This window comes from Streptomyces sp. NPDC041108, assembly GCF_055592645.1.
Genome location: NZ_JBVIYK010000007.1, coordinates 470,684 through 493,486, shown reverse-complemented (window position 1 = coordinate 493,486; position 22,803 = coordinate 470,684). Strand labels below are relative to the sequence as shown.

The following is a 22,803-nucleotide window of genomic DNA, read 5'->3' as shown; positions in this document are numbered from 1 at the left end:
TTGGTGGGGGGGGTTTTTGAAGAGGGGTAAGAGGCCCGGAAAGTTTTGGCTGTGAGGGGGGGGCAGGGGGGGCTGCGTTCCTCCTGTCTCCCCCCCCCCCCCCACCCGGTGCCGGAGAAGCGTGTCAGCGCCGTGTGTAGACGAAGCCGAGCTTGTCGATCTCGTCACCGGAGCGACCGTGGAATCCGGCGATCTGCCAGCCCGCCGGAGCCGTGCGGGTCACACAGGCGGACGTGGTGGTTCCGCCGGACAGGCTCCTGCCGAGGTTGGTGGTGAACCTGGCGGAGAAGATCCGTGTGCGGCCGTTCTTCTGGCCCTGGCACAGCTGGGCGTCGGTGACGTACTCCCCACTGCCCAGGGACAGGGACGACAGGGTGCCACCGGTGCCGCCGTGGGTGAGGACCGTGCCGTCGCCGAGGGCCAGGCCGACGCCGTCGACACGGGAGCCGCTGCGCAGCGAGAGTGTCACCGGGCGCGCACCGGCCCGGACGGCGTCGATGTCGGTGTAGTAGTCGCCGTGGGGCCCGCCGAACTGGTCGCTGAGCCGGAACTCGGGATTGCGCGACCAGGAGAAGCCGACCGCGACCGGGTCGTGGTCGGACAGCATGAGCCCGGCGTCGGTGAGGAACTCGGCGTGCTCGTTGTCGTAGGACGTGGCGTTCAGCGACACCAGTTTGCTGCCGCGGTACAGGACCTTGTCGACGATCTCGCAGGTGTTGGGCACCGTGGGTCGTGTCTGGTCGCAGACCAGGGCGTCGCTGCCCTTCGGGGGCGGGGTGCCGCCGCGGATCAGCTGCACCCAGGGGTCGGTGAGCCCGTTGGCGGCGGCGAACTCGGCGATGGTGTCGCCGGCTCGGGTGTAGCGGGTGTTGGTGTCTCCCATGACGACGACGGCGTTGCCCGCCGAGCGGGACTTGACGAAGGCCGTCAGCTGGGCGAGGTTGTCGGCGCGCGAGGCCAGGTCGCCGGGGTTGGTGCCCGCGTTGGTGTGCAGGTTGTAGAAGTCGGTGTACACCCCCTCGGCGAGGCGCACCCGCATGAAGGTGAACCCCTTGGGGGTGAGGCAGTCGCCCGAGTCGAACTGGCAGGAGTTCCAGCGCACCCGCTCGAAGTCGTCGACGTCGTAGGGGAGTTCGGACAGGGTGTTCAGCCCGCTGCCGATGGCCGCGCCCCCGCTGGTGGGGGTGCGGTGGGCGTGCGCGGTGTCTCCCGCGTAGAGATACGCGTGGTAGTTGAAGTCCTCCTGGACGTGCACGATGTCGTACGGCGCGATGCGCCGGCCGATCTCCGTGGTGCTGGGCCCACGGGGCGTGGACGCGCTGGAGATGATCTCCGGCAGGCCCGCGACGTTGTACGTGAGGGTGCTGAAGGTCCCGGAGGCCGGGTCCGCGGCGGCGGCGGGGGACACGTTCGCGACGAACCCGCCGCAGGTGAGGGCCGCGGCCGCGAGGCACGTGAGAAGACGGCGCATGGTGCGGTACTCCTGTGAAGGGGGGAGGGGCAGCGGGAACTTACCGCTGGTAACCCACTTCTGTCGCCGGTCGGGACGCAGGAGATCGAAACTTGACCGTGTGGTCCAGGCCAGGGGCAGGGCCCGAGCGGCCGCGCGGGACGGCGTGAACGCCGTCGTCCTGGTCCACGGCGCGGTTGCGCGCGCCGTGGCGGAGGGGACCGGCGCGCGCGCCGACTGCCGAGACCGTCCGGCGCCGCGGGAGTCAGGGGGTGAAGACCTCGTCGAGGCGGTCGATGGAGCCGTCGGCGCCGAGGTGGTAGGTGAACACCAGGCCGGAGTTCGGGTGTGCCTCCAGCCAGTCCAGGAACTCCTGGACTCCGATGGGCTGGTTCTCCGTGCTCTCCACGACGGGGTTGGTCACGGTGATGTCGGCGGCCTGGTCCAGCGGGATGAAGGTCTCCTTGCCGACGGTCTCGAACGGCGCGCCGTCCGAATCGGGGGTGCCGCAGCCCCAGTTGCCGTGCTTGACGATCAGGCTGAGGAATCCCCCTTCCGGGGTGTAGCGGTAGACCGCGATCTCGTCCGGGGAGATCGGCATCTTGTGGTCGCAGTCGGCGGCCTCGCCGTCGCCGCCCGCCGAGGGGGTGGCGGCGGAGGCCGGGGACTTGGAGGCGGCCGGAGGGTCCGCGGGAGCCTTGTCCTCGCCGCCCGGGTCCTCGGACGCCTTCGCGTCGGGCTTGTCGGCCTCGGTGTCGGCCTGGGCCCCGCCCTTGTCCTCGGTACCGCCCGTCGCCGTGGCGGTCGGCTTGGGGTCGCCGCCGGCGTCCGCCGTACCGCCGTCACCCGAGCATCCGGCGAGGCTCAGCGCCCCCGCGGCGCACACGCCCAGCACGGCTGCCCTGACGGCGCCCGGTCTGCGGCGGCTGTTCCTCGGTGTCAGGATCATGATGCGTCCCCCCTCGTGGGTGTGCGTGGTCTCCCTCGGCCGTGTCGGCTCGGGAGCAAGGGACGAGTTTCAGCCGTCGGCAGTTGCACGTCCTGGCTAGATTGTGCACGTTGTCGACGACGGGCCGGACCGCGGCCTCGCGGTCCGGCCCGTCGCGGAGTCTCACGCCTCGCAGGCGCTCTTGGTGTCGTTCGTGTCGGCGGTGCATGTGTCGGTGTTGGCGCCCCCGTTGAGGGAGTCGTTTCCGAACACGCCGTCCACGGCGTCGAGTGTGTCGTTGCCCGTGCCACCGCTGTGGCTGTCGCCGCCGGCGCCGCCGACGAGTGTGTCGTTGCCCGATCCGCCCACCAGGAGGTCGTTGCCCCCGAAGCCGGACAGGATGTCGCCCGCCGTGCCCCCGGTGAGCGTGTCGCCGAACTGGCTGCCGTAGACCATCTCGACGTCCGTGAGGACGTTGTCGCCCTCCCCGCCGATGCCGTCGTCGGCCGCGTTGTCGATGTCCACCACGACGCCGGAGGTGCTCTCCAGGTAGCTGGCGATGTCGCTGGCGCCGCCCCCGCCGCTGAGCCGGTCGGCGCCGGTGCCGCCGACGAGGAGGTCGAAGGTGACACCGCCGTTCAGGGTGTCGTTGCCCGGGCCGCCGTTGAGGATGTTGCTGCCGGGGCTGGGGCCGCCGTTGACGACGTCGTTGCCGGACTCGCCCCGCAGGTCTCCGCGGACGTTGCCGGTCTTGGTGATGATGTCGTTGCCGTCACCGGCGTTGACCACGACCGTGTCGCTGCCCAGGTTCACCGGGCAGGCCACCGAGCCGTTGCCCTGGACCGAGCAGCCGACGCCGGCGGTCAGGGTGTCGGAGGTGTCCTGGATGACGACGCTGCTGCCGGACAGGCTGACCGTGATGTTGTTCGCGCGTCCCGCCGCCGCGTTCACGACCACGTTGGTCCCGCTCTTGAACACACCGGTGGCCGCGCTCGCGGTCCCTCCGGTCAAGGTCACCGCGGAACCGGCCGTCGCCGCCACCACCAGCACGCGGAGTAACGCTTTTCTGCCCATGGACTTCCTCTCGCTCGCCTGGATCGGCCCGGTCACGCACCGTGGGTGCGTCGAGCCGGTTCCACGGTGTCAGGCGGACCCGGGCGGTACATGGGGGTACGGCCCCCATCTACCGCCGCCGTACCGCCCGGCGGCGGTACGGCGCGGGGATGGAAGCGCGGGCTCCGAGGCGACGAGGAAACACCGGGCACCCTGTCCGCCCACCCGGCGGCGCGGCTCAGCCCCGGGTCACGTGTCGTAGATGTGGAAGCCCCTGCCGCTCTTGCGGCCCAGGTGCCCCGCGGCGACCATGCGGCGCAGCAGCGCGGGCGGTGCGTACAGGGGTTCCTTGAACTCCTCGTACATCGACTCGGCCACCGCCTGTGCCGTGTCGAGGCCGATGAGGTCGAGCAGGCGCAGGGGGCCCATGGGGTGGGCGCAGCCCAGCTCCATGCCCTGGTCGATGTCGTCCGCGCGGGCGCCGCCGGACTCCACCATCCGTACCGCGCTGAGCAGATAGGGCACGAGGAGGGCGTTGACGACGAATCCGGAGCGGTCGGGTGCCTGGATGACCTCCTTGCCCAGCTGCGCGGCGAAGTCGCGGGTGCGCCGCACGGTCTCCTCGCTGGTGGTGAGGGCGGGGATGAGCTCGATCAGCCGCTGGACGGGCACGGGGTTGAAGAAGTGCATGCCGATGAGCTGCGCGGGCCGGTCGGTGGAGACCGCGAGGTCGACGATCGGGATGGAGGAGGTGTTGGTGGCGAGGATCGCCGTGGGGTCCTCGACCGCCTTGTCCAGGGCGCGCAGGACGTCGGTCTTGATGTCGCGGTTCTCGGCGACCGCCTCGACGACGAACTGCCGGTCGGCCATGTCGCTGAGGTCGTGGGTGAAAGAGAGCCCGGCGAGGGCCTGGTCGCGCTGCTGTTCGCTGAGCTTGCCACGCCGTACGCCCCGGTCGAGGGAGGCGGTGATGCGGCGGCGGCCGGCTTGGACGGCGTCGTGGGTGGCTTCGGCGACACGGACGTCGAGACCGCTGTGGGCGGCGACTTCGGCGATGCCGGAGCCCATGAGGCCGCAGCCGACGACGCCGAGGCGTGTGACGGGATCCATCAGGGGGTCCTATCTGCTGGGTGGCCGCGCGAGTGGCCGCGCGGGGGCTTCCGGGGCTTGGTTCAGACGTTGCGGCGGTACTGGCCGCCGACCTCGAAGAACGCCTCGGTGATCTGCTGCAGCGAGCAGACCCGCGCGGCGTCCATGAGGACGGCGAAGACGTTGCGGCCGCTCACCGCCGCGTCCTTGAGGGCGGTCAGGGCGGCGTGGGCCGGGTCCCGGTGGCCGGCCTGGTACGCCCGTACGCGGTCCAGCTGGGACTGCTTCTCCGCCTCGGTCGCGCGAGCCAGCTCGATGACGCCCGGCTCCGCGGTGTCGGCGTGGGGATTGCGGAAGGTGTTGACGCCGATGAGGGGCAGGGTGCCGTCGTGCTTGCGCTGCTCGTAGAGCATCGACTCGTCCTGGATACGGCCGCGCTGGTAGCCGGTCTCCATGGCGCCGAGCACACCGCCGCGTTCGCTGATCCGCTCGAACTCCTGGAGGACGGCCTCCTCGACCAGGTCGGTGAGTTCGTCGATGACGAACGACCCCTGCAGGGGGTTCTCGTTCATCGCCAGGCCCCACTCCCGGTTGATGATCAGCTGGATCGCCAGGGCCCGGCGCACGGATTCCTCGGTGGGGGTGGTGACGGCCTCGTCGTAGGCGTTGGTGTGCAGGCTGTTGCAGTTGTCGTAGATCGCGATGAGTGCCTGCAGGGTGGTGCGGATGTCGTTGAAGTCCATCTCCTGGGCGTGCAGGGAGCGGCCGGAGGTCTGGACGTGGTACTTCAGCTTCTGCGAGCGGTCGCCCGCGCCGTACTTCTCCTTCATCGCGACGGCCCAGATGCGGCGGGCCACCCGTCCCAGGACCGTGTACTCGGGGTCCATGCCGTTGGAGAAGAAGAACGACAGGTTCGGGGCGAAGTCGTCGATGCGCATGCCGCGGGCGAGATAGGCCTCGACGTAGGTGAAGCCGTTGGCCAGGGTGAAGGCCAGCTGGCTGATGGGGTTGGCCCCGGCTTCGGCGATGTGGTAGCCGGAGATGGACACCGAGTAGAAGTTGCGGACCTGGTTCTCGATGAACCACTCCTGGATGTCGGCCATCATCCGCAGGGAGAACTCGGTGGAGAACAGGCAGGTGTTCTGGCCCTGGTCCTCCTTGAGGATGTCGGCCTGCACCGTGCCGCGCACGTTCGCCAGCGCGTGCGCGGTCAGTTCGGCCGCCTCCTCGGGCGAGGGGTCGCGGCCCTCGGCGGCGCGGAAGCGTTCGGTCTGCTGGTCGATGACGGTGTTGAGGAAGAACGCCAGGACGGTCGGCGCGGGCCCGTTGATCGTCATGGAGACCGAGGTGGTGGGCGCGACCAGGTCGAAGCCGTCGTAGAGCGCCTTCATGTCCGCCAGCGTGGCGACCGACACTCCGGAGGTGCCGACCTTGCCGTAGACGTCGGGGCGTTCGTCCGGGTCGCGGCCGTAGAGGGTGACCGAGTCGAAGGCGGTCGAGAGGCGGGTGGCCGGCTGGCCCTCGGAGAGCAGCTTGAAGCGCCGGTTGGTGCGGAACGGGTCGCCCTCGCCGGCGAACATACGGGCCGGGTCCTCGCCGTCGCGCTTGAAGGGGAACACCCCGGCGGTGAAGGGGAAGTGGCCGGGGAGGTTCTCCCGGCGCCAGAAGCCGACGAGTTCCCCGTGGTCGGTGAACCGGGGCAGCGCGACGCGGGGAATCCTGTTCCCGGAGAGGGACTCGCGAGTCAGCTTGGTGCGGATCTCCTTGTCCCGGATCTTCACGACCTGCTCGTCACCCGAGTAGGAGGCGACGACGGCGGGCCAGTTCGCGATCTGCTCCCCGAGCTCGTGCGGCAGTCGCCGGCGGGCGTCCTCCAGGAGCGACCCCACGTCGTCCGTGCCGAGACCGGCGTCGAGGAGTTCGCCCCGGACCGCGTCCAGGCGCTGCACCCGTCGTGCGGCTTCGGCGAGGCGGCCGGTCTCGGCGTGGTAGGCGCGGACGGCGTCGGTGATCTCGGCGAGGTAGCGCACGCGGTCGGCGGGCACGACCTGACGGATGCCGGAGGAGTGCCGGGCGTCGACCTGGGGGAGTGTGCCTCCGGACAGCGGCAGGCCCTCGTCGGCCAGGGCGGTCTTCAGGTGCTGGTACAGCGCGGTGACCCCGTCGTCGTTGAACGTGGCCGCGGAGGTGCCGTACACCGGCATGTCCTCGGGCCGCTTGCCGAACGCCTCGCGGTTGCGGACCAGTTGGCGGCCCACGTCACGCAGTGCGTCCTTGGCGCCGCGGCGCTCGAACTTGTTGATCGCCACGACGTCGGCGAAGTCGAGCATGTCGATCTTCTCCAGCTGCGAGGCGGCCCCGAACTCCGGCGTCATCACGTACAGCGAGGTGTCGACGAACGGCACGATCGCCGCGTCGCCCTGGCCGATGCCCGGGGTCTCCACGATCACCAGGTCGAACCCGGCGGCCTTGACCACATCGATCACGTCGGACAGGTGCTCGGGCAGCTCACGGCTGCCGCGGGTGGCCAGGCTGCGGAAGAAGATCCGGGCGCCGTCGAGGGAGTTCATCCGGATCCGGTCGCCGAGCAGGGCGCCGCCGCCCCGGCGACGGGTCGGGTCGACCGCGATCACGGCGATCCGCAGCTTGTCCTGCTGGTCGACGCGGAACCGGCGTACGAGTTCGTCGGTCAGCGACGACTTGCCCGAACCACCGGTGCCGGTGATGCCCAGTACCGGGGTGACCCGGGTCGAGGCGGCCGCCCGCAGCTGGGCCAGGAACTCCGCCGGCAGCTTCCCGAGTTCGGCCCCGGTGACCGTACGGGCGATCGCGAACCGGTCTCCGGCGAGGACGGCGGCGACGTCGGCCGGCTTGCCGTCCCACAGGTCGAAGTCGCAGTCCCGCACGACCGAGTTGACCATGCCGGCCAGCCCCATCCGCTGGCCGTCCTCCGGGGAGAAGATGGTCACCCCGCTCGCGCGCAGCCGGGTGATCTCCTCGGGCACGATGACACCGCCGCCACCGCCGACCACGCGGACGTGGTCGGCTCCCTGCGCGCGCAGCGACTCCACCAGGTACTCGAAGTACTCCACGTGTCCGCCCTGGTAGGACGAGACCGCCACGCCGTGGGCGTCCTCCTCCAGCGCCGCGTCCACGACCTCCCGGACCGAGCGGTTGTGTCCGAGATGGATCACCTCGGCGCCCTGGGACTGGAAGATCCGCCGCATGATGTTGATCGACGCGTCGTGTCCGTCGAACAGGGCCGAAGCCGTGACCAGACGGACGGGGTGCACGGGCTGGTGCAGGTCGCTCATGGGGGCCTTCCCGGACGGGTCGCTGGAACTCTGCTGCAGAGATACTAGGACGTCCTAGTAAATTGCCGGAAGTGGCGACACGGATGTGAGCAGCGGCACAGGACCGTTCGCGCGCCGGCCCCTGGTCAGAGGTCGAGGACCAGGCGGGGTCCGCGCGAACGGGAGACGCAGATGAGCATGGTGTCTCCGGCCGCCCGCTCGTCCTCGGTCAGCAGGGAGTCACGGTGGTCGGGCCTGCCGTCGAGCACGTCGGTCTCGCAGGTGCCGCAGGTGCCTTCCCGGCAGGAGAAGTCCACCGCGACGCCGGCCTCCTCCAGGGCTTCCAGCACCGAGCGGGCCGCCGGCACGGTGACGGTGAGCCCGGAGCGGGCGAGTTCCACCTCGAAGGGCCCGGCCGCCCCGCTCCCGACCGCTCCGGCCGTCTCGGCCGGGGCGAACCGCTCGACGCCCAGCGTCCCCGGGGGCCAGCCGGCCGACGCCTCCCGCACGGCCCGCAGCAGGGGCTCGGGACCGCAGGCATGGATGAGGGTGTCCGGCTCGGGCGGGCCGAGGAAGGCGGGGAGGTCCAGCAGGCCGTACTCGTCCTGCGGGCGGATCAGGACGCGGTCGGCGTACGGGGCGAGACGGTCCAGGAACGCCATGGAGGTGCGGGTGCGGCCGCCGTACAGCAGGCGCCACTCGGTCCCCGCGGCCTCGGCGGCCTCGACCATGGGAAGGATCGGCGTGATGCCGACGCCGCCCGCGACGAACAGATGGCGTCCGGCGGGCCGCAGCGGGAAGTTGTTCCGCGGTCCGCGGACCCGGACGGTGTCCCCCTCGCGCAGCCGGTCGTGGACGTACGCGGAGCCGCCGCGGCCCTTCGGCTCCCGCAGGACGGCGATCTGCCAGGAACCGAGTCCTGGGTGCCCGCACAGGGAGTACTGACGGATCAGGGGGCCGGGGGCGCCGTCGTCGCCGTCGCCGTCCAGCAGTACGTCGATGTGGGCGCCGGGGGTCCAGGCGGGCAGGGCCTCGCCGTCCGGGCGGTGCAGGGTGAGGGAGACGACGCCGTCGGCGACGGGGACGCGGGTCGCGAGGGTCAGGAGCGCCCCGGCCGGGGGCAGTTGGTCGTTCATGATGTGTCAGCTCCGGGGTTCAGGTCTGCGCCGGTACACGCAGCAGCAGCGCGTCGCCCTGACCGCCGCCTCCGCACAGGGCCGCCGCGCCGGTGCCTCCGCCGCGTCGCCGCAGTTCCGCCGCGAGGGTCAGGACCAGGCGGGCGCCCGTCATGCCGACCGGATGGCCGAGGGCGATGGCGCCGCCGTTGACGTTCACCTTCTCCACGGGGACGCCCAGCTCTCGTACGGAGGCGAGGGCCACTCCGGCGAACGCCTCGTTGATCTCGAACAGCTCCAGGTCGGCGGGGTCGGTCCGGCCCTCGCGGGCCAGTGCGTCACGGATCGCCCCGGCCGGCTGGACCAGGAGCGAGGGGTCGGGGCCCGCGACCGTGCCGTAGGCGCCGATCTCGGCGAGTGGGGTCAGACCCTCCCGCCGGGCACGCTCCGCGCTCATCACGACGACCGCCGCGCCGCCGTCGGAGAGCTGTGAGGAGTTGCCGGCGGTGACGGTGCCCCCGTCCAAGAACGCGGGCCGCAGGCGCCCCAGGCTCTCGGCGGTGCTGTCCGGCCGTACGCCCTCGTCGGTGTCCACCACCGTCTCGCCGCGCCGCCCCGGCACCGTGACCGGGGCGATCTCGTCGGCCGTCAGGCCCGACTCCCGGGCGCGTGCGGCCCGCCGGTGGGAGAGCGCGCTGTACTCGTCCTGCTCCGCGCGGGTCAGCCCGAACGGCCGCTGGTACCGCTCGGTGGCCGCGCCCATGGACACCCCGTCGAACGCGCAGAGGAGGGCGTCGCGGTCGAGAGCGTCCTCGGCGGCGGCGGCGCCGTACTTCCAGCCGTCGCGCGCCCCGCGCAGCAGATGCGGGGCGCCCGACATGGACTCCATGCCGCCCGCGACGACCACCTCGTGCCGGCCGGACGCGATCATGAGGTCGGCCAGGGCGATGGCGTGCAGACCCGACAGGCAGAGCTTGTTGACGGTGCTCGCGGGGACGGAGAACGGGATCCCGGCGCGTACCGCGGCCTGCCGCGCCGGATTCGGGCCGGCCCCGGCCTGGACGACATGGCCCATGACGACGGCTTCCACGGCGGCCGGGTCCAAGGGCGCGGCGGCCAGGGCCGCGCCGATGGCATGGGCGCCGAGATCGACGGCGGACACGGTGCTCAGGGCGCCCATCAGTCTGCCGATGGGTGTTCTCGCGCCGGAGACGATGACGGATCCGGGCATGGCCGGAACCTCCTGCGGGGGATGGGGCGGGTCGGCCCGGGGGACGAGGGGGTGGGTCAGGCGACCGCGTCGACGGCGCGCTCGGCGATCATGTGGGCCGTCTCGTTCACCGAGTGCAGGACGATCCGGCCGCCCGGCAGCCGCCGCACCCTGCTGACCGAGGTGTAGCCGGGGTGGAACCAGAACATCGTGGGCAGGCCGAGCACGGTCGCCAGATAGGTGTTGGTGATGCCGCCGTGGCACACCACCGCGACCCGCCCCCCGGGGTGTGCGTCGAAGACGGTGTCCATGGCCCGTACGGCACGGGCGCGGAAGGCGTCCCAGTCCAGATCGGGCACGAAGTCCTCGTACCGGCCCTCGGCCAGTGCCGCGGCACGGGGATCGTCCGTGGCGATCTGCTCCGGTGGTGTGTAGGGGTGCGAGACGTCCGTGTCCCACTCGCGAAGGTCGTCCAGCACGGCCGCGGTCATGCCGGTACGCCGTTCCAGAGGAGCCACCGTCTCGCGGGCGCGCAGGAACGGGCTGGTGTACAGGGCGTCGACGTCCTCGGGCACGAGCCAGGCTGCGAGACGTTCGGCCTGGGCGGTGCCCTCCGGCGACAGCCCCGGGTCGTACACGCCGGCCAGGGGGAGGCCGTGCCTGATGAGGAGGAGTTCGGTCATGGAGAGGTCCTTCGTGCGAGGGGGCAGGAGAACGCCGTCGGCCGGGCTGTCGGCACGGACAGGGGGTCGTCGTGGGCGGGCTGCCGGGAGGGGCGGGAGGTCGTTGTGGGTGGGCTGGCGGGAGGGGCGGGAGGTCGCCGTCGGTCGGCTTCCGGGAGGGGTGGCGGTCGTCGGTCGTCGGTCGCCCGGCTCAGCCCGCGATGGTCCGTTCGGAGTGCCAGTAGGGGCGGCGCATCGCGCGTTTGTCGAGCTTGCCCATCGCGTTGCGCAGGAGTTCGGGGACGAACTCGTAGGACCTCGGGCACTTGTAGGCGGCCAGCCGGTCGCGGCAGAACCGGTCGAGCTCCTCGGCCGGCGTGGCCTCCCCGGCCGCCACGACCAGCGCCCGGAGCGACTCGCCGAAGTCCGGGTGGGGCACTCCGATCACCGCGACCTCGGCGACCGCCGGGTGCTGCCGCAGCACCGCCTCGCTCTCGGCCGGGTACAGGTTGACACCGCCGGAGACCACGACGTCCGCGGCCCGGTCGGTGATGAAGATGTATCCGTCGGCGTCGACGTAGCCGATGTCGCCGAGGGTGAAGACACCCGGTGCGAGGTAGGCGGACTTCGTCTTGTCCGGGTCCGCGTGGTAGCGCACGCCCCGGTCCTCGGGCGCCCGGAACGCCAGCAGTCCCCGTTCGCCGGGCGGCAGCGGCCGGCCGTCGTCGTCGGTCACCAGGACCTCGAACGGGGGGTGGGCGCGGCCGACCGACCCCGGATGGGCCAGCCACTCGGTGCTGCCGATGCGGGCCACGGTGCCCGCCTCGCTCGCCCCGTACGACTCGGTCAGCACCGGGCCGAACCACTCGATCATGGCCCGCTTCACATCCGGCGGGCACGCGGACCCGGTGTGGGAGACCTGGGTGAGGCTGGAGACGTCGTACCGGGCACGTGTCTCCTGCGGCAAAGCGAGCAGGCGTTGGAAGTGGGTGGGCACCATGACCGTGGAGGTGACCCGCCACTTGGCGACGCGGCTGAGGAAGATCGCCGGGTCGAACCGGCCGAGGACGACCACCGGTTGCCCCGCCGCCAGATGGCGCAGGGCCGTCAGGGGCGCGTTGTGCTGCAGGGGGCCGCACACCAGGTGCGGGCCCGGCGGGAAACCGGACCGGGTGGAGATCGCGGCCAGATAGGCGGCGCTGTCGGCGACCGGACCGCTCACCCAGCGCACCTCGGTGCCGCGCGCCCGGCCGGTCGTGCCCGAGGTGTAGACGAGGGGCGGCCGGGCGGGGCGGTCCGGCGGAACGGTGCGCCCGGCGGGGGCGGCCGCCAGCCACAGGTCCCAGTCGAAGGCGTGCCCGATCGGCGGGGTCCCGTGCAGGACCAGCGGCAGGCCCAGTTCGCGGGCCGCGTCCAGGGCGGCGCCCGCGCCCGCGGGCCCGGCGACGATGCCGGTCGCGCCCGCGTCGATGATCTGGTCCACGAGTTCGCCCGACGTCAGATGCCGGGAGGCGGCCACGGTCCCCACACCGGCCCGCAGTCCGGCCAGATGGGCCACCAGGGTCGGTACGGCGTTGTCGCCGAGCACGACGACCCGGTCGTGCGGGCCGGGCGCGATCTCCAACAGCCGTCCCGACGCCCGCGCCACCTGGTCCGCCAGCCCGGACCAGGACAGCACCTCCCAGTCGTCCACCAGGGCGGGTTGGTCCGGGGTGTTCCGGGCGCGACGGTCGAGCGGCAACTGCGACATGGCTCCTCCGGGCGGCTCCTCGGTCCTCTCCCGCAATCCGGGAGAGTCGATGCGGAGACTGTAGCGTTTATCAAGAAAGTGCGGAACACTCTGACCCACACCGAGCGCATCCCCTCATGGTCGGGGAGATGGTTCGGGTGCTGCCTGATCTTCGTTACTGCAACTGCCGTCTGGTAAGTGCCGTTCCAAGGAGGAGCCATGTCCCCGCCCGATCCGGACGCCTGGCGCGCACAGGTCCGACAGTGGCTGGCCACCGTCCTCGACCCGGCGCGAGCGCCGGAGACGACCGGCGACGCCGACCTCGCCGTCTTCCACAACCTCCCCGAAGCCGCGGAGCGGCTGCTCCTGGACCACTGCCGCGCCTACCAGCGGGCCCGCTACGACGCCGGCTACCAGGCACTGACACTGCCCGCGGACCTGGGCGGGGCGGGCCTGGGCGCCGCCCATGTGGCGGCCTTCGCCGAGGAGGAGTCGGCCTTCGACGTCCCGCCGTCCACCGAACTGATCAGTGTCACCGTGCGCCTGGTCGCCATGGCCGTCTCCCTGTTCGGAACCGCCGAGCAGCGCCAGGACTTCGCCCGCCCCTTCCTGCGCACCGACCTGCTGGCCTGCCAGCTGTTCAGCGAACCCGGGGCGGGCTCCGACCTCGCGGCCGTGCGCACCCGCGCCCGGCAGGAGGACACGGGCACCGCCCACCCGGCCGAGGCCGGCAGCGGGGGAGACTGGCTGATCGACGGGCAGAAGGTGTGGACCTCGGGAGCGCAGTTCGCCGACTACGGCCTGCTGCTCGCCCGCACCGATCCGGACGTCGTCAAGCAGGCGGGCATCACCGCCTTCCTGGTCCCGATGGACGCGCCCGGCGTGGAGGTGCGACCCATCCGCCAGATGAGCGGGGGCGCCTCCTTCAACGAGGTCTTCCTCAGCGGTGTCCGCGTCCCGGACCGGCTCCGCATCGGGCGCCCGGGACAGGGCTGGGAGGTCGCCACCACCACCCTCGGCTTCGAACGGACCGCCTCCGGCAGCGGCAACCGGCGCAAGGGCGGCACCTTCACCGACGTCCTCGCCCTCGCCCGCTCGCTCGGCCGCACCGGCGATCCGCTGGTCCGCCAGCGCCTCGCCGACCTGTACGTCCGCACCGAGCTGCGCGCCGCCACCGTGGACCGCGTCGCCAGGACGAGCGCCGCCGGCGGCCGGCCCGGCCCCGAGGCGTCGCTGACCAAACTGATGGCCTCCGACCTGCTCACCCGCACCGGACAGGTCGCCGCCGACCTCATGGGTGCCCGGATCTGCGCCGACACGGGGGAGCCGGGCACGTTCGCCTGGACCCAGCATCTGCTCGGCGCCCCCGGCTACCGACTGGCCGGCGGCACCGACCAGATCCAGCGCAACCTCATCGGCGAACGCGTCCTGAGACTGCCGCCGGAGCCGCGCGCCGACCGGGTGCCGTTCTCGCGGCTCACCGACCACTGAACGACGCCACACCCCACCACCCACCACGAAGGAGTGAGAGCGATGGATCTGGGACTGACGGGCGCGAAGGCACTGGTGACCGGCGCGAGCCGGGGCATCGGCCGGGCGATCGCCACAACCCTGGCGGCCGAGGGCTGCGCGCTGGCGCTCTGCGCCCGGGGCGAGGAGGCACTGGCCAAGGCCGCCGCCGAACTGCGCGGTGAGGGTGCGACGGTGTTCGCCGAGCCGGTCGACGTCACCGACCCGGCCGCGCTCGCGGGCTTCGTGGAGCGCGCCGCGGGCGCCCTCGACGGACTGGACCTGCTGGTGTCCAACGTCTCGGCGGGCAACGTCAAGGGCCCCGAGTCGTGGGAGGCGAGCCTGCGCGGCGACCTGATCCCGTTCGCGGGACTGGTCGAGGCGGCCCTGCCCCACCTGGAGGCATCCGACCGGGCCGCCGTGGTCGCCATCGGCACCACCAACGCCTCCGACACCGCCCGGCCCGCCGGCGCCAACTCCTACTCGGCCCTCAAGGCGGCCGTGGTGCAGCACGCCTCGGCCCTCGCGCACGCGCTCGCACCGAAGGGCATCCGCGTCAACACCGTCTCGCCCGGCCCCATCGACTTCCCCGGCGGCGCCTGGGAGACCATCCGCACCAGCCGTCCGGAGGTGTACGAGGAGGTCCTCGCCAAGCTGCCGATCGGCCGCTACGGAACCGCGGAGGACGTGGCGGCCGCCGTGGCGTTCCTGCTCGGCCGGCCCGGCTCCTTCTGCGTCGGGGTCAACCTCGTGGTGGACGGCGGGCTGCTGACCCGCGTCCAGTACTGAGCCGTGGCGGGCCCGGCCGGCCGTCTGGACGCCGTACTGGTCTGCGGCGGCAGGTGGCACGACTTCGACTACGCGCGGCTGCGGCTGCTGGAGCTGCTGGACGGTCACCCCCGGGTCCGCACGCGCGTCTACGAGGACTACGACTGCGTACCCGCACTCCAGAGCGCCGACCTCCTGGTCACCTACACCTGTGACGTACGGCCCCGGCCGTCGCAACGGGCCGCGCTGGCACGGTTCGTGGAGCGGGGCGGACGCTGGCTCGCCCTGCACGGCACCAACGCGGTGATCGAGTCGCCCCCTCCCGGCGGACCACGGGTGTTCACCACTCCGCGGCTCCTCGGCGAGGTCGCCGCCGTGCTCGGCAGCCAGTTCCTGGCCCACCCGCCGATCGCGCCGTACGAGGTACGGGTGACCCGGCCGGACCACCCGCTGGTCGAGGGCGTCGAACCGTTCACGGTCACCGACGAGCTGTACGTGTGCGAGCTGCACGGCGAGCTGGAGGTGCTGCTCCACACCGACCACAAGGGTCCGTGCCGCGGCTTCGCGGAGGGCGACGCGGCGGCGCTCGACGACACGCCGCGCCCCGTCCTGTACCTCAAGCGGCACGGCGGCGGTGAGGTCTGCTACTTCACCCTCGGCCACTGCCGGGGCCGGTACGACGTGCAGGATCTCGGCGTGGACGACACCGGGCGCGTGGACCGGGGGCCGTGGGAGACACCGGAGTTCGTGACGGTGCTGCGGCGTTGTGTGAGGTGGGCGGTGGGTGCGCGGGGACCGGAGTAGTTCGCCCCCCGGCCCCCTCCCGTTCCCTCCTCGGGGCTCCGCCCCGGACCCTGTTCGCGCAGTTCCCCGCGCCCCTGGAAGGGACGCGGGGAACTGCGCGAGAAGCCCCACCGGAGCCGCGGACCGCGGTCGAAGCGGGAAGGGGCGGGGAAGGAGTGCGGGGCCGAAAGGGGCTGGGCCTGCCCCCCCGGTTCAGCCGTGCGGCAGCACCACCGCCCGCCCGTGGATGTCCCCGGCGTGCAGACGCTCGTAGGCCATCGGTGCCTCCTCCAGCGAGAAGGTCTCGACGTGGGAGTCGACGGCACCCCGGCGCGCCAGCTCGACGACCTCCATCAGCTCCGCGCGGCTGCCCCAGTAGGGGAACGAGGCGGAGACCTCGAACGGCAGTCCGCCGCCGAAGCCGACCGCCAGCGTGCCCCCGCCGAGTCCGACGATCGTCACGTCGCCCTCGACCGCCACGGACGCCGCGGCGACCGCCAGGGTCGGCGGGGCTCCCACGAAGTCCAGGACCACCTCCGCGCCCGTCCCACCGGTGAGTTCGCGGATCCGCCCGGCCGCCGTGTCGTCGGAGAGCAGCGTCTCGTGGGCCCCGACGGCCTTCGCCAGCTCCCGCTTCTCCTCGCTCAGGTCGAGGGCGACCACCCGGGCCGGCGTCAGCGCGCGCAGCAGCTGCACGGCGAGATGTCCGAGTCCGCCGACACCGATGACGACGGCGGTGCTGCCCGGCACCAGCTTGGGCAGTGACTTCACGATCGCGTGATACGGCGTCAGCCCGGCGTCGGTGAGCGGTGCCGCCTGCACCGGGTCGAGACCCCCGAGCGGAACCAGATGGCGGGGCGATGGCACCACCATGTACTCGGCCAGGGCGCCGGGGGAGCCGAGCCCGGGTGGCAGAATCCCGAGTCCGGCGGCGTGCGGACAGCAGTTCTCCTTGCCCACGGCGCACTTGTGACAGCGCCCGCAGCCCCACGGGCCGTACACCGCCACCGCCTCGCCCTCCGCCGGCCCCTCGACCCCGCTGCCGACAGCCGCGACGGTACCGACCCCTTCATGGCCGAGGGTCATGGGCAGCGCGTACGGGAACTGCTCCTCGGGCCAGCCCATGACCGCCAGGTCGGAGTGGCACAGCCCCGCCGCCGTCACCTTCAGCAGCACCTCACCCGGGCCGGGTTCGGGCACGGGAACGTCCACGACCTCGGGGGCTCGCCCCACCTCGAGGTACTGCAGAGCCTTCATTCTCGGTTCTCCTCACCGGGAGCGAGTCCGGCCGCGTGGGTCGCGGGAGCCTCGGGTCCCTCGGGCGAGGGGTTACCCCTCCGGCGACGCAGGACGGCGGGCAGGGTGATCCGGCCACCCGTCAGGACCAGCGCGACGATGAGGACCGAACCGGTGAACAGGCTCGCGGCCCACTGCGCGCTCGTGGCGAGGCCGAGGCCGGTGACGCCGGTGCCGAGCAGCAGCACCGCGAGGACCGTGCCCCAGGCGTTGAAGCGGCCGGCGCGCAGCTGGGTCGCCCCGACGAAGGCCGCGGCGTAGGCCGACAGCAGATACGGGGTGCCCGCGGTCGGTGATCCCGATCCGACCGAGGACGCGAAGACGATTCCGGCGAACCCGGAGAGCAGCGCGGAGGACACCAGGGTCAGGAAGCGCAACCGGTCGGTGCGCACCCCTTGCAGCCGTGCCGCGTCGGCGTTGAAGCCGGTCGCGTACAACCGGCGCCCGGTGGCGGTGTGTTCCAGCAGGAACCAGATGGCCGTCGCGGCGAGCAGCAGATAGAGCACCGGCAGGGTGATGCCGCCCGCGTCGAGCTGCGCGATGCTCGCGAACGGCTCCGCCAGCAGCCGCACACCGGTGATGGAGCTGTCGTCGGTGACCATGGTGATCACCGACTGGATCAGCGCACCGGTCGCCAGGGTCGCGATGAAGGAGTCGACCCGGAGCACCACCACCACGATCCCGTTGACGACCCCGATCACCAGCGCCGCGGTCATCGCCAGAGCGATCGCGGCGACGGGTCCGAGCCCGGTGGAGACCAGGACGTAGGCGGTCAGCACGCTGGTCAGCGACATGGTGAAGGCGACGGAGAGGTCGAAGACCCGGGCGGCCAGCGGGGGTACGACGCTGAGCGCCACCAGCCCTGCCACGGCGTTGCCGTTGAGTATCTGCTTGACCGTGGTGATGGTCGGGAACGTCTCCGGCGCCCAGACGGAGAAGATCACGGCGATGACCAGCCACACGTACACGGCGCCGATGTTCCGGAACGACAGGGACGACAGGGACGACAGGGACGACACGGACGACGGCAAGGAGGCTCTGGCGGACGCCGCCCGCCGGACCCGTGCGGCCGGCGCGGGCACCGCCGGCCGGGTCGGGGTGGATGTCATGTCACTCGGTTCCTTCCATGGCGTGCACCAGCGCCGGCTCGGTGATGGCGCGGCCGACGAGTTCGCGTGCGATCCGGCCGTCGCGCACCACCAGGACGCGGGTGCACAGGGCGAGCAGGTCCTGTGTGTCGGACGAGGAGACGATGACCCCCATGCCCTCGCCGGCCCGGCGCCCTATCAGGTCGTACAGCTGCAGCCGGGTGGCGATGTCGACGCCCGCCGTGGGTTCGCACAGGGCCAGCACCGGCGGGCGCTGTGCCAGGCAGCGGGCCATCACGACCTTCTGCTGGTTGCCGCCGCTCAGGGTGGTGACGCGGGCCCCCCGGCCGGCCGTGCGCACCCCGACCCGTTCGATCCAGTCCTCGGCGAGGGCGGACTCGCGGCGCCGGTGCAGCCGTCCGCCCCGGGCCCGCAGTCGGTCCAGGAGGGGGAGGGTGAGGTTCTCGCCGACCGAGAAGTCGCCGATCACCCCCTCGCTCGCCCGGTCGGCGGGAACCAGGGGGAGGCCCAGTGCACCGGCGTGACGCGCCTCCGTCCAGCGTGCGGAGCGCTCCGGCAGCCGCAGCCTGCCGCTCACCCGCCCTGAGTGGGCGCCGCACACCGCGTACGGCACGATCTCGTGGCCGGAGCCGACCAGCCCGGTGATGCCCAGCCGCTCGCCCCGGGCCAGGTCGAAGCCGATCCCGCGCAGGGGGCCGGCCCGCAGGTCGCGGACCTCCAGGACCGCTTCGTCGGGCCCGTCGGCGCCGGGGCGGCAGGCCGGACGGTGGTCGGTCTCGGTCTCCTCGCCCGCCATCAGTTCCGCCAGCGAGCGCGGGGTGAGTTCGTCCACCCGCCGGGTGGCGATCCGGCGTCCGCCGCGGATCACGGTGACCCGGTCGGCGAGCGCGAAGATCTCGTCCATCCGGTGCGAGACGTACAGCACGCCCGCGCCGGCGTCGCGTATCTCCCGCACGATGTCGAAGAGCCGTGCCACCTCACCGGGCGGCAGTACGGCGGTGGGCTCGTCGAGGACCAGGACTCCGCGCCGGCCCTCCCAGCCCTGGAGCGCGGCGGCGATGGCCACAACTGCCCGCTGGACGGGGGTCGCGGCCGTCAGGGGCCGGCGTACGTCGATGCCGAGACCGAACCGTTCGACCAGTGCGGTCGTACGCCTCTCCATCTCCGGCCAGCGGATGTTGCCGAGGGCCGTGCGGGCGAAGCCGCGGCTCAGCGCGAGATTGTCGACGGCGCTCAACTCGCCCACCAGTCCCAGCTCCTGGTGGACGAAGCGGAGCCGGTCGTGCCGGGAGGCGGCGACCTGGCCGAGGTCGAACGGCTCGCCGTCGAGCTCGGCCACCGCCCCCGGCTCCGCGTGGTGGTAGCCGGCGAGGATCTTGATGAGGGTGGACTTGCCGGAGCCGTTGGGCCCGATCAGGGCGTGGATCTCGCCGGGTGCCACCTCCAGGTCGACGTCCTTGAGTGCCTGGGTGCCGCCGAATCTCTTCGACAGGGCGGCCACCCGTAGCACCGGGCCGGTCAACTCAGCCCCCAGAGCGCCTTGAACTGCGCCTGGTAGTCCTCGACGATCGGGAAGTCGCCGTCGGCCGAGGGCAGGTTGTCCTTGGTGACGAGCATGTTGGGCAGTGCCGCCTGCTGGTCCACGTCCATGGGCTGGCCGGTGAAGTGCCGCGCCAGGGCGTCGGCCTGGATCCAGGCCGTCTCGTGGGAGTTGAGCGCCATCGCGCCGTCGGTGAGACCGCTCTGGATGTACTGGTAGTTCTGCGCGTCACCGACGTTGACGACGATGTGCCTGCCGGTGATGCCGGCGGTCTTCAGCGCGGCCGGCACGCCCACGTTGAGCAGGCCCAGGGAGAAGACGACATGGGTGACCTTCGGGTGCGACCGGAGGTACGACACCACGCGGTCCGGCATGTCCTTGCCCACCGCGGTGATGGGCACGTCGACGTTGTCCAGTCCACAACCCTCGCACCACTTCCCGTACTTGGCGGCGAAGGAGTCCTTGACGGGCTTGAGGATCGTGTACGCCGGAAGGTCGAAGTAGACGGTGTTCGCCTTGGCGTCACTGTTCGACACCACCCATGAGGCGAGCATCTCGCCCTGGACGCCGACGTCGTCCGGCCCGTTCTTGAGCAGGGAGATGCCGTCGCCCAGCAGGTCGTCGGCGTTCGACTGGATGACGGGGATCTCGGCGGCCTTCAGCCGGGCCAGCTGCTTGGCGTAGACGGCACGCGGGAAACCGGAGGCGACGACGGCGTCCGGCTTGTCGCGCAGGGCCTGTTCGTAGGCGGCCTGGACGGACTCCGGTGTGCCCTGGGTGGCGATCTGCTTCACCTCCCAGCCGAGTTCCTCGGCGGCCTCGGTGAAGAAGTCGGCGAGGTCCTTGCAGGACTGGACGCCGCACAGGATGAAGTCGATCTTCTTGCCCTTGGGGATCTTCTTGCCGACGGGCTGGGTGACGGAGATCGAGGCCGGGCGCTCGGAGTATTTCTCCAGGGCCGCGCGGGCCGCCGTCAGGCCGGGCGAGCCGGGGTCCGCCGCCTGCGACGTGTCGGCGGCCGGCGTCGCGCCCGTACCGCACGCCGCCAGGGTGAGCAAGGCGGTGACGGGCGTGATCGCGGTGAGGGCGCGGCGGACCGCGCGACCGGGTGTGGAACTCATCGTTGAGTACTCCCGTGGTGTGGTGCCTGCGCTGCCGCGCCCCCGCGTCCGCGGCGGCCGGCTCCGGTTCAGGCGGATCCTGTGCCGCCCGGGCCGGGACGGCACGCATGGGGTGCTGAGGGGAAGCGGGCTTCGTCGATCGCCGGCGTGGGGCACGGCGCGGGCCGAGGGGGTGCCCCGCGGCGCTGGGCCCGGGACCGGCAGACGCCGACCCGGACGAGAAACTTATGAGGAACTACAGCCTCAAGTGCGTCGGAGTGTGACATGCCCCAGCGGACTTGGGGAGGGGGCTGCTGCAAAAAAATCCTGGCCTGGCGGTGCTGTCCGCGATGACCTCGGGCGATATGGCGCTGTTCGTCGTTACGAGTGTTGCTCCCGGGTGGGGCTGGTAACTACACTCACTCTAAAGTTTCTGCCGGAGGAGAGATGATGGACGAAACGTCGGAGTCGGTCACCGCACGGTGCCCAGGACCCAGCGTCCAGGACTACCTCGACCAGGACAGCCGGCCCGTTCCGCCCGCTCTGCGGTTCGAGCGGAACGACTGCCTCGGCAGCGAGGACATCGACGCCACGCGCTTCACCTCCCGCGACTGGGCCGAACGCGAGATGCGGCAGGTGTGGCGGCGGGTCTGGCAGTTCGCCTGCCTGGAGAGCGAGATTCCCGAGGTCGGCGACCACGAGATCTACGAGATCGGCGACGACTCGCTCATCGTGGTGCGCACGGCCCCCGACGAGATCCGCGCCTACGTCAACGTGTGCCTGCACCGCGGCCGCAAGCTCCGCACCGGCGGCGGCAACGTCGGCGAGTTCCGCTGTTCGTTCCACGGCTTCGCCTGGAACCTCGACGGCACCATGCGGACCCCGCCCTGCGCCTGGGACTTCCCGCACGTCAACCCGGAGAAGTTCGCGCTGCCCGAGGCCCGGGTCGCCACCTGGCGCGGCTTCGTCTTCATCAACATGGACCCCTGTGCGGAGTCCTTCGACAGCTACCGCGGCACCTTCGACGAGTACTACATCTGGCCGCTGGAGGACCGCTACAAGTCGCTGCACATCGCCAAGGTGCTCCCCTGCAACTGGAAGATCGCGCAGGACGCGTTCATCGAGTCCTTCCACGTGATCGCCACCCACCCGCAGATGCTGCCGTGGCTCGCCGACGCCAACTCCCAGTACGACGTCATGGCCGACCAGCCGAACTGGAGCCGGATGATCAACATCCAGGGCGCGCCCAGCCCGCACGTGGCGGAGTCCGTCACGGAGGAGGACGTGCTGGAGACGTTCTACGACTCCCGTGCGTTCTACTCGGCGGCCCAGGGGCGCGACCTGGTGAGACAGGAGGGCGACGAGCTGCCCGCGATCCCGCCCGGCGGCACCGCCCGCCAGGTCCTCGCCCAGCGCATGCGCGAACAACTGGCGGCCACCGCACGGCAGGACTTCTCGCAGACCGCCGACACCGAACTGCTGGACGCCATCAACTACCTGTTGTTCCCCAACTTCAACCCCTGGGGCGGTGCCAAGTCCAACATCATCTACCGGTTCCGGCCCCACGGCCTCGACCCGGACTCCTGCACCGCCGAGATCATCTTCATGTCCGCCCCGAAGGAGCCCGGCGAGATGCCGCCTCCGGCCAAGATCCGCTGGGTGCCGCAGGACATGCTCTTCGCGGACATCCCCGAACTCGGCGTGCTGGGGCCGGTCTTCGACCAGGACTGCGAGAACCTGCCCTACGTCCAGCAGGGCCTGAAGGCGATGCGCAAGCCGGGCATCACGCTGGCCAACTACCAGGAGAGCCGCATCCGCCACTTCAACAGGACGCTCGACCACTGGATGGACAAGTGACCCACCGCGTGGCGGTCCGGCCCTCCGACGTCGAGATCGAGGTCCTCGACGGTGAGGACCTGTTCAGCGCCGCCGGACGGCTCGGCTACCGCTGGCCCACCGTCTGCGGCGGCAAGGGCACCTGCCGCACCTGCTTCGTCCGGATCGAGGAAGGTGCCGAGAACTGCTCTCCCGTGGACCCGCTGGAACGCGAGGGCATCGAGGCCCTGCGCAAGCCGGTGGACGGCCTGACCCGGCTCGCCTGCCGGCTCCGGGTCGAGGGCCCGGTGACCGTGACCAAGAGCGGCGTACGCCGCCGAGCGCAGGAGTGAG

The 22,803-nt window shown here is 71.8% G+C and carries 18 protein-coding genes; 5 read left to right on the top strand and 13 right to left on the bottom strand.

Features of this window, described 5'->3' with window-relative positions:
- Nucleotides 1-124 precede the first annotated feature (124 nt).
- The 9 genes from ACZ6BB_RS22860 to ACZ6BB_RS22820 all read right to left on the bottom strand — a co-directional run bounded on the left by ACZ6BB_RS22860 (nucleotide 125) and on the right by ACZ6BB_RS22820 (nucleotide 12,550).
- Complete coding sequence (locus ACZ6BB_RS22860; protein ID WP_471616991.1) at nucleotides 125-1,471, bottom strand: jacalin-like lectin; 1,347 nt, start codon at nucleotides 1,469-1,471, stop codon at nucleotides 125-127.
- Between the two features lie 244 nt (nucleotides 1,472-1,715).
- Nucleotides 1,716-2,399, bottom strand: coding sequence for a hypothetical protein (locus ACZ6BB_RS22855; protein WP_471616990.1), 684 nt, complete (start codon nucleotides 2,397-2,399; stop codon nucleotides 1,716-1,718).
- A 162-nt stretch (nucleotides 2,400-2,561) separates the two neighbouring features.
- A complete protein-coding gene (locus tag ACZ6BB_RS22850) occupies nucleotides 2,562-3,488 on the bottom strand; it encodes a calcium-binding protein (RefSeq protein ID WP_471616989.1) in 927 nt (308 codons plus the stop codon).
- Nucleotides 3,489-3,680: 192 nt separating this feature from the next.
- Nucleotides 3,681-4,541, bottom strand: a complete 861-nt coding sequence (locus ACZ6BB_RS22845; RefSeq protein WP_471616988.1) for a 3-hydroxybutyryl-CoA dehydrogenase — start codon at nucleotides 4,539-4,541, stop codon at nucleotides 3,681-3,683.
- A gap of 62 nt (nucleotides 4,542-4,603) precedes the next feature.
- Nucleotides 4,604-7,834, bottom strand: coding sequence for a fused isobutyryl-CoA mutase/GTPase IcmF (gene icmF, locus ACZ6BB_RS22840; protein ID WP_471616987.1), 3,231 nt, complete (start codon nucleotides 7,832-7,834; stop codon nucleotides 4,604-4,606).
- Nucleotides 7,835-7,959: 125 nt separating this feature from the next.
- Nucleotides 7,960-8,949 carry a PDR/VanB family oxidoreductase gene (locus ACZ6BB_RS22835; RefSeq protein ID WP_471616986.1) on the bottom strand — a complete coding sequence of 330 codons (990 nt, stop codon included), beginning with the start codon at nucleotides 8,947-8,949 and terminating at the stop codon, nucleotides 7,960-7,962.
- Nucleotides 8,950-8,968: 19 nt separating this feature from the next.
- Nucleotides 8,969-10,159: an acetyl-CoA C-acyltransferase gene (locus tag ACZ6BB_RS22830; protein ID WP_471616985.1), complete on the bottom strand. Its 1,191-nt coding sequence runs from the start codon at nucleotides 10,157-10,159 to the stop codon at nucleotides 8,969-8,971.
- 56 nt (nucleotides 10,160-10,215) lie between these two features.
- On the bottom strand, nucleotides 10,216-10,821 hold the full coding sequence (locus tag ACZ6BB_RS22825) for a histidine phosphatase family protein (protein ID WP_471616984.1): 606 nt from the start codon (nucleotides 10,819-10,821) through the stop codon (nucleotides 10,216-10,218).
- A gap of 190 nt (nucleotides 10,822-11,011) precedes the next feature.
- Complete coding sequence (locus ACZ6BB_RS22820) at nucleotides 11,012-12,550, bottom strand: AMP-binding protein (protein WP_471616983.1); 1,539 nt, start codon at nucleotides 12,548-12,550, stop codon at nucleotides 11,012-11,014.
- Nucleotides 12,551-12,748: 198 nt separating this feature from the next.
- Here ACZ6BB_RS22820 and ACZ6BB_RS22815 point away from each other — a divergent pair, with 198 nt between their 5' ends.
- The 3 genes from ACZ6BB_RS22815 to ACZ6BB_RS22805 are packed head-to-tail and all read left to right on the top strand — an operon-like array spanning nucleotide 12,749 to nucleotide 15,610.
- Entirely contained in the window at nucleotides 12,749-14,020 is a 1,272-nt protein-coding gene (locus ACZ6BB_RS22815; RefSeq protein WP_471616982.1) for an acyl-CoA dehydrogenase family protein, read from the top strand.
- 42 nt (nucleotides 14,021-14,062) lie between these two features.
- Nucleotides 14,063-14,827, top strand: a complete 765-nt coding sequence (locus ACZ6BB_RS22810; protein WP_471616981.1) for an SDR family NAD(P)-dependent oxidoreductase — start codon at nucleotides 14,063-14,065, stop codon at nucleotides 14,825-14,827.
- Between the two features lie 3 nt (nucleotides 14,828-14,830).
- Nucleotides 14,831-15,610, top strand: a complete 780-nt coding sequence (locus ACZ6BB_RS22805; RefSeq protein WP_471616980.1) for a ThuA domain-containing protein — start codon at nucleotides 14,831-14,833, stop codon at nucleotides 15,608-15,610.
- A gap of 192 nt (nucleotides 15,611-15,802) precedes the next feature.
- Here the strand turns inward: ACZ6BB_RS22805 and ACZ6BB_RS22800 are convergent, their stop codons facing one another.
- From ACZ6BB_RS22800 to ACZ6BB_RS22785, 4 genes are read right to left on the bottom strand one after another with little or no spacing between them, the layout of a single operon-like run.
- Entirely contained in the window at nucleotides 15,803-16,846 is a 1,044-nt protein-coding gene (locus tag ACZ6BB_RS22800; RefSeq protein WP_471616979.1) for an NAD(P)-dependent alcohol dehydrogenase, read from the bottom strand.
- Complete coding sequence (locus tag ACZ6BB_RS22795; protein WP_471616978.1) at nucleotides 16,843-17,994, bottom strand: ABC transporter permease; 1,152 nt, start codon at nucleotides 17,992-17,994, stop codon at nucleotides 16,843-16,845. The genes ACZ6BB_RS22800 and ACZ6BB_RS22795 overlap by 4 nt, the downstream gene beginning before the upstream one ends.
- Nucleotide 17,995: 1 nt before the next feature.
- Nucleotides 17,996-19,516, bottom strand: a complete 1,521-nt coding sequence (locus ACZ6BB_RS22790; RefSeq protein ID WP_471616977.1) for a sugar ABC transporter ATP-binding protein — start codon at nucleotides 19,514-19,516, stop codon at nucleotides 17,996-17,998.
- Nucleotides 19,513-20,655: a sugar ABC transporter substrate-binding protein gene (locus tag ACZ6BB_RS22785; RefSeq protein WP_471616976.1), complete on the bottom strand. Its 1,143-nt coding sequence runs from the start codon at nucleotides 20,653-20,655 to the stop codon at nucleotides 19,513-19,515. Before ACZ6BB_RS22785 ends, ACZ6BB_RS22790 begins: the two co-directional genes overlap by 4 nt.
- A 426-nt stretch (nucleotides 20,656-21,081) precedes the next feature.
- On the opposite strand from ACZ6BB_RS22785, the gene ACZ6BB_RS22780 reads away from it, so the two are divergent.
- Both ACZ6BB_RS22780 and ACZ6BB_RS22775 read left to right on the top strand, forming a co-directional pair.
- Nucleotides 21,082-22,491 carry an aromatic ring-hydroxylating oxygenase subunit alpha gene (locus tag ACZ6BB_RS22780; RefSeq protein WP_471616975.1) on the top strand — a complete coding sequence of 470 codons (1,410 nt, stop codon included), beginning with the start codon at nucleotides 21,082-21,084 and terminating at the stop codon, nucleotides 22,489-22,491.
- Nucleotides 22,488-22,802, top strand: coding sequence for a 2Fe-2S iron-sulfur cluster-binding protein (locus tag ACZ6BB_RS22775; protein ID WP_471616974.1), 315 nt, complete (start codon nucleotides 22,488-22,490; stop codon nucleotides 22,800-22,802). Before ACZ6BB_RS22780 ends, ACZ6BB_RS22775 begins: the two co-directional genes overlap by 4 nt.
- Nucleotide 22,803: the final 1 nt, after the last annotated feature.